6 protein-coding genes and 1 pseudogene are annotated in these 5,375 nt (G+C 53.2%); all 7 read right to left on the bottom strand.

What is annotated here, in order from left to right:
* Positions 1 to 177 (bottom strand): transposase (locus tag BBW68_RS16800; RefSeq protein ID WP_186821325.1); only part of this gene is annotated, 177 nt, incomplete at its 3' end.
* 119 nt (positions 178 to 296) lie between these two features.
* A complete protein-coding gene (gene phoU / locus BBW68_RS11485; protein ID WP_070135467.1) occupies positions 297 to 1,034 on the bottom strand; it encodes a phosphate signaling complex protein PhoU in 738 nt (245 codons plus the stop codon).
* A gap of 17 nt (positions 1,035 to 1,051) precedes the next feature.
* Positions 1,052 to 1,819 (bottom strand): phosphate ABC transporter ATP-binding protein PstB, encoded by a 768-nt coding sequence (gene pstB / locus BBW68_RS11480; protein WP_070135466.1) that lies wholly within the window; start codon positions 1,817 to 1,819, stop codon positions 1,052 to 1,054.
* Between the two features lie 44 nt (positions 1,820 to 1,863).
* On the bottom strand, positions 1,864 to 2,751 hold the full coding sequence (gene pstA / locus BBW68_RS11475; protein WP_070135465.1) for a phosphate ABC transporter permease PstA: 888 nt from the start codon (positions 2,749 to 2,751) through the stop codon (positions 1,864 to 1,866).
* On the bottom strand, positions 2,748 to 3,710 hold the full coding sequence (pstC, locus tag BBW68_RS11470; protein WP_070135464.1) for a phosphate ABC transporter permease PstC: 963 nt from the start codon (positions 3,708 to 3,710) through the stop codon (positions 2,748 to 2,750). Before pstC ends, pstA begins: the two co-directional genes overlap by 4 nt.
* A gap of 91 nt (positions 3,711 to 3,801) precedes the next feature.
* A complete protein-coding gene (pstS, locus tag BBW68_RS11465) occupies positions 3,802 to 4,842 on the bottom strand; it encodes a phosphate ABC transporter substrate-binding protein PstS (RefSeq protein WP_070135463.1) in 1,041 nt (346 codons plus the stop codon).
* 224 nt (positions 4,843 to 5,066) lie between these two features.
* Positions 5,067 to 5,354: pseudogene (locus tag BBW68_RS11460) on the bottom strand (IS4-like element ISEc60 family transposase); the annotation flags it as partial.
* Between the last annotated feature and the right edge of the window lie 21 nt (positions 5,355 to 5,375).

The following is a 5,375-nucleotide window of genomic DNA, read 5'->3' as shown; positions in this document are numbered from 1 at the left end:
ATCTTTGCAACAGTGCCCCAAAATCTGACAACCTTTCTGGTTCGCAAGCTCATGGAATATCTTGCCCAATTCATGCCGCAGTGCACCATATAACCGCTGATTCCAGCGTTTGGGGATATAAACCACGTGATATTTACAGTCCCATTTTGTATGGCTTAAGCTCTGGTAGTCTTTCATCACGAATCCTCATCTCTTTGGCGGAGATTTCAGATTCGCGCGACTGACTTAAGGGTCAAACCTTTCGGAGTCCCCCGGCTTTGCCGGGGGTTTACCGGATTTAATTATTATCCGGTTGCTCAGCCTAGACTGTTTTCGCCGCTGTCGTCACCGGTTATCAACTTATCCAGCTGGTCGCCGCCGACGTGGCGAAAATCCTGGCCTTTGACGAAGTAGAAAATAATTTCGCAGATGTTCTGGCAGCGGTCACCGATACGCTCGATGGCGCGGGCGCAGAACAGCGCGGTCAGCACGCTGGGAATGGTGCGCGGGTCTTCCATCATATAGGTCATCAGCTGACGCACGATACCCTCATACTCCTGGTCCACTTTCTTATCTTCGCAGTAGATCTCAATCGCCGCGTTCAGGTCCATACGCGCGAAAGCATCCAGCACGTCGTGCAGCATCTCAATAGTGTGGTGCCCCATCGACTCTAGGCTCACCAGCAGCGACTGATGCTGCTGGGTGAATTTTTCCAGCGCGGTGCGGCAGATCTTCTCGGCTACGTCACCGATGCGTTCCAGCTCGGAGATGGTTTTGATGATCGCCATCACCAGACGCAGGTCGCTGGCGGTCGGCTGACGTTTGGCGATGATGCGCACGCAGGCTTCATCAATCTCCACTTCCATCATATTGACCTTGTGATCGCCTTCGATTACCTTATTCGCCAGCTCACCGTCCTGATTATGCATCGCGGTGATCGCGTCGGTCAGCTGCTGCTCAACCATGCCGCCCATGGTCATCACTTGGGTGCGGATGTGCTCCAGCTCGGCGTTGAACTGGCCGGAGATATGTTTGTTTAGGTTCAGGCTATCCATTGTGTTCTCCAGTCAAATCAACCGTAACGGCCGGTAATGTAATCTTCAGTCTGCTTCTGATGCGGCTTGGTGAACAGCGTATCCGTGTCGCTGAACTCGATCAGTTCGCCGAGGTACATAAATGCCGTATGGTCGGAGCAACGCGCAGCCTGCTGCATGTTGTGGGTCACGATCACCACGGTGTAATCCTCTTTCAGTTCGGTAATCAGCTCTTCTATGCGCCCGGTAGAGATGGGGTCGAGCGCCGAACATGGCTCATCCAGCAGCAGCACTTCGGGGCGGATAGCGATGCCGCGTGCGATGCACAGACGCTGCTGCTGCCCACCGGAGAGACTGTAGCCGCTCTGATGCAGCTTGTCTTTGGTTTCTGTCCACAGCGCGGCTTTGGTCAGTGCCCACTGCACGCGCTCGTCCATATCGGCACGTGACAGCTTTTCGAACAGTCGCACGCCAAAAGCGATGTTGTCGTAGATCGACATCGGGAACGGGGTTGGCTTCTGAAACACCATGCCTACGCGGGCGCGCAGCAGCGCGATATCTTGGTTTGCGGTGAGAATGTTTTCACCATCCAGCAGGATCTTGCCTTCCGCACGTTGCTCAGGGTAGAGCGAAAACATCTTGTTAAAGGTGCGCAGCAGGGTGGATTTACCGCAGCCTGACGGGCCGATAAATGCCGTCACTTGGTTTTTCGTGATATCCAGATTGATATTTTTCAGCGCATGGAATTTTCCGTAATAGAAGTTCAAATCACTAACCTGAATCATCTTGGCGGAATTACTCATCATTTTTATCTCACTTAGTCTGCATCTTTAAGCCGCGCGGCACAGTATTAATGTTTGCTCTTGGCGAAAATCACACGAGCCAGGATGTTCAGTAACAGTACGCACAGCGTAATAATCAGCACGCCCGCCCAAGCCAAGCTCTGCCAGTCGGCAAACGGGCTCATGGCGAACTTAAAGATGGTGACCGGCAGGTTCGCCAGCGGCTGCATCATGTCGGTGCTCCAAAACTGGTTCGACAGTGAGGTAAACAGCAGTGGGGCGGTCTCACCGGCAATTCGGGCAATCGCCAGCAGCACGCCGGTGAGGATGCCGGAAACCGAGGCTTTCAGGGTGATTGCCGAAATCATCTTCCATTTCGGGGTACCCAGCGCGTAGGCCGCTTCACGCAGGCTATCCGGCACCAGTTTCAGCATGTTCTCGGTGGTACGGATCACAATCGGGATCTGCAACAGCGCCAGCGCGGCCACGCCAGCCCAGCCGGAGAAGTGCTGCATCTGCGCCACCACGATGGTGTAAACGAACAGACCGATGACGATAGACGGCGCGGAGAGCAGAATATCGTTAATGAAACGGGTGATCTCTGCCAGCCAAGATTTACGCCCGTACTCGGCAAGGTAGATACCGGCCATAATGCCCAGCGGCGTGCCAAATACCGTAGACCAGAGGATCAGCAGGCCGCTGCCCGCGAGGGCGTTAGCCAGCCCGCCACCCGCCGTGTTCGGCGGTGGGGTGTTTTCAGTAAACAACGACAGCGACATGCCGTCGATACCGCGGGTGACGGTAACAAACAGGATCCACACCAGCCAGAATAGGCCAAAGGCCATAGTCAGCAGCGACAGGGTGAGAGCAATGAAATTCTTCATGCGTCGCCACGCCTGCATTTTGCAGCGTGAGGCTAACAGCTCAGCGCGAGCCTGCATCCCCATAGTGGTCATGAGCGCGCTCCTTCATTTTTCGCGAGGCGCATGATCATAAGTTTTGAACAGGCCAGCACGATAAAGGTAATCACAAACAGGATCAGACCGAGCTCCATCAGCGCCGCGGTATGCACGCCGGATTCGGCTTCGGCGAACTCGTTAGCCAGCGCTGAGGTAATGCTGTTGCCCGGCATAAACAGCGACGCGCTGTCGAGCTGGTAGGTGTTACCGATGATAAAGGTCACCGCCATGGTTTCACCCAGTGCACGCCCAAGGCCAAGCATGACGCCGCCGATCACCCCGTTCTTGGTGAACGGCAGCACCACGCGCCAGATTACTTCCCAAGTGGTGCAGCCCATGCCGTAAGCGGACTCTTTCATCATCACCGGCGTCTGCTCGAATACGTCGCGCATTACCGAGGCAATGTAAGGAATGATCATAATCGCGAGGATAATCCCTGCGGCCAGAATACCGATTCCAAACGCCGGACCGGAGAACAGCGCGCCGACGATCGGTATGTTCGCCATCATATCGCCAACCGGCTGCTGAAAGTAAGTGGCAAACAGCGGAGCGAAGATAAATAGCCCCCACATGCCGTAGACAATGCTGGGGATCGCTGCCAGCAGTTCAATCGCCACGCCTAGCGGGCGACGCAGCCAAGTGGACGCCAGTTCAGTCAGGAACAGTGCGATGCCGAAACTGACCGGGACAGCGATCAGCAGGCCAATAATCGAGGTCACGACGGTACCATAGATCGGTACCAGAGCACTAAATTGTTCGTTAGGGGCATCCCACTCTTTTGTCCACAGGAAGGAGAAACCAAATTTCTGGATGCTCGGCCATGAGGAGAACAGCAAGGAAACGATAATACCGCCAAGCAGCAACAGCACAATCAGCGCAGCCAGTTTGACCAGTGCGCCGAAGATGATGTCACCTTGCTTGCCGGGAGCTTTGAATATCGGCTTGGTTGCAGCCATAGCAGTCTCGAAAGTGAAGTTGTCGGGGCGGCATCGCTGCCGCCCGGAGTACAGGCCGGTGGTTCCCAGCCCCTACAAATACTGACTTAGCTTAGTACAGTGCTTTGCCTGATCTGTCTTTTACGTTGGCTTTCCAGGCGACACGGATCTGCTCAACCACAGAATCCGGCAGCGTTGCGTAGTCTAGGCTGGTCGTGGTTTTGCCACCGTTTTTGTAGGCCCAGTCAAAGAACTTAAGCACGGTAGCGCCTTTCTCAGCGTTAGCCTGCTCTTTGTGTACCAGAATAAAAGTGGTTGAAGTGATTGGCCAAGCGTTGTCGCCCTTCTGGAAAGTCAGATCTTGGGCAAACGATTTGCTCCAATCGGCACCCTTAGCCGAATCGCTGAAGCTCTGCTGGCTTGGCTCGACCGCTTTGCCATCGGCATCCATCAGTTTGGTATACGCCAAGCTGTTCTGCTTGGCGTAAGCATACTCAACGTAACCGATTGATCCTGGCAGACGCTGAACAAACGCGGCCACGCCGTCGTTGCCCTTGCCACCCAGACCGACTGGCCAGTTCACGGTGCTGCCCGTGCCAATTTTGCCTTTCCAGTCGCTGTTCACTTTTGACAGGTAGCTGGTAAAGACGAATGAGGTGCCTGAACCGTCAGCGCGGCGCACCACATTAATGTTGGAGTCTGGCAGTTTCACGCCCGGGTTCAGCTTGACGATCGCCGGGTCGTTCCACTTTTTGATGGTGCCGAGGTAAATATCACCGACGGTTTTGCCGTCCAGCGTCAGCTGGCCAGATTTAATACCAGGAATATTAACTGCCAGTACCACGCCGCCAATAACTGTCGGAAACTGGAACAGGCCATTTTTTGCTAAATCTTCGTCTTTCATCGGCGCATCTGACGCACCGAAATCTACGGTTTTAGCAATGATCTGTTTCACGCCGCCGGATGAACCAATCCCCTGATAGTTAACCTGGTTGCCTGTTTCTTTGTTGTACTCCGTAGCCCATTTGTTATACACAGGAGCAGGGAAAGTCCCGCCAGCACCGGTCAGATTCGTCGCTGCCATGGCAGAAACAGCGCTCAGAGAAAGGGTTACTGCGGCGAATTTAGCTAGTGTGTTGTGCATCAGTGTCATGTTCCCTCCACAGGATTGATAAGTCAGGTCAGTTGCCGTGTTTGTCTAATTAATGATTGCTGCTGGAGGCAAAATAGGACAGTTTGATGACAGTAAAATGTAGGTTATATATCAACTTTGTGACAACCTTCAAAATTCTCCTGCGCTGTATTGAATCACCCCGGATAAATTAGAGGCTATACTTTAAAAATGGGGGGGGGTTCTACTGATGGATCCCAGAAAATTTAGTAAACCAAAATCATATCGTTATACCTTTGCTGTAATTTCTTCAGTCCCGAGTCCAGCGACAGGGTTTTCAATATGAGCAGGGAATGTCGAAATACATTTTCTGCCAGCTTTAACAATGAAACAACTCGCCTGTGCTTCACCGTATTTGCCTGATATTTAGAGTGTATTCCTTTGTTTTCAAAGCAGAAGCCGCTTAACCACATGATGATACTGGCTAAAGTCGCGATCAGGCTCAACACTGCAACTCTTTCCGCTGAATGGCTGGCTCCAAACCTTAGCCCAAATTGTAGCGGTCAACTAATACT

It is taken from the genome of Candidatus Erwinia dacicola (assembly GCF_001756855.1).
GTDB lineage: Bacteria > Pseudomonadota > Gammaproteobacteria > Enterobacterales > Enterobacteriaceae > Erwinia > Erwinia dacicola.
Note: the sequence above shows the minus strand (reverse complement) of the source record. Positions and strands in the feature narration are given on the sequence as shown.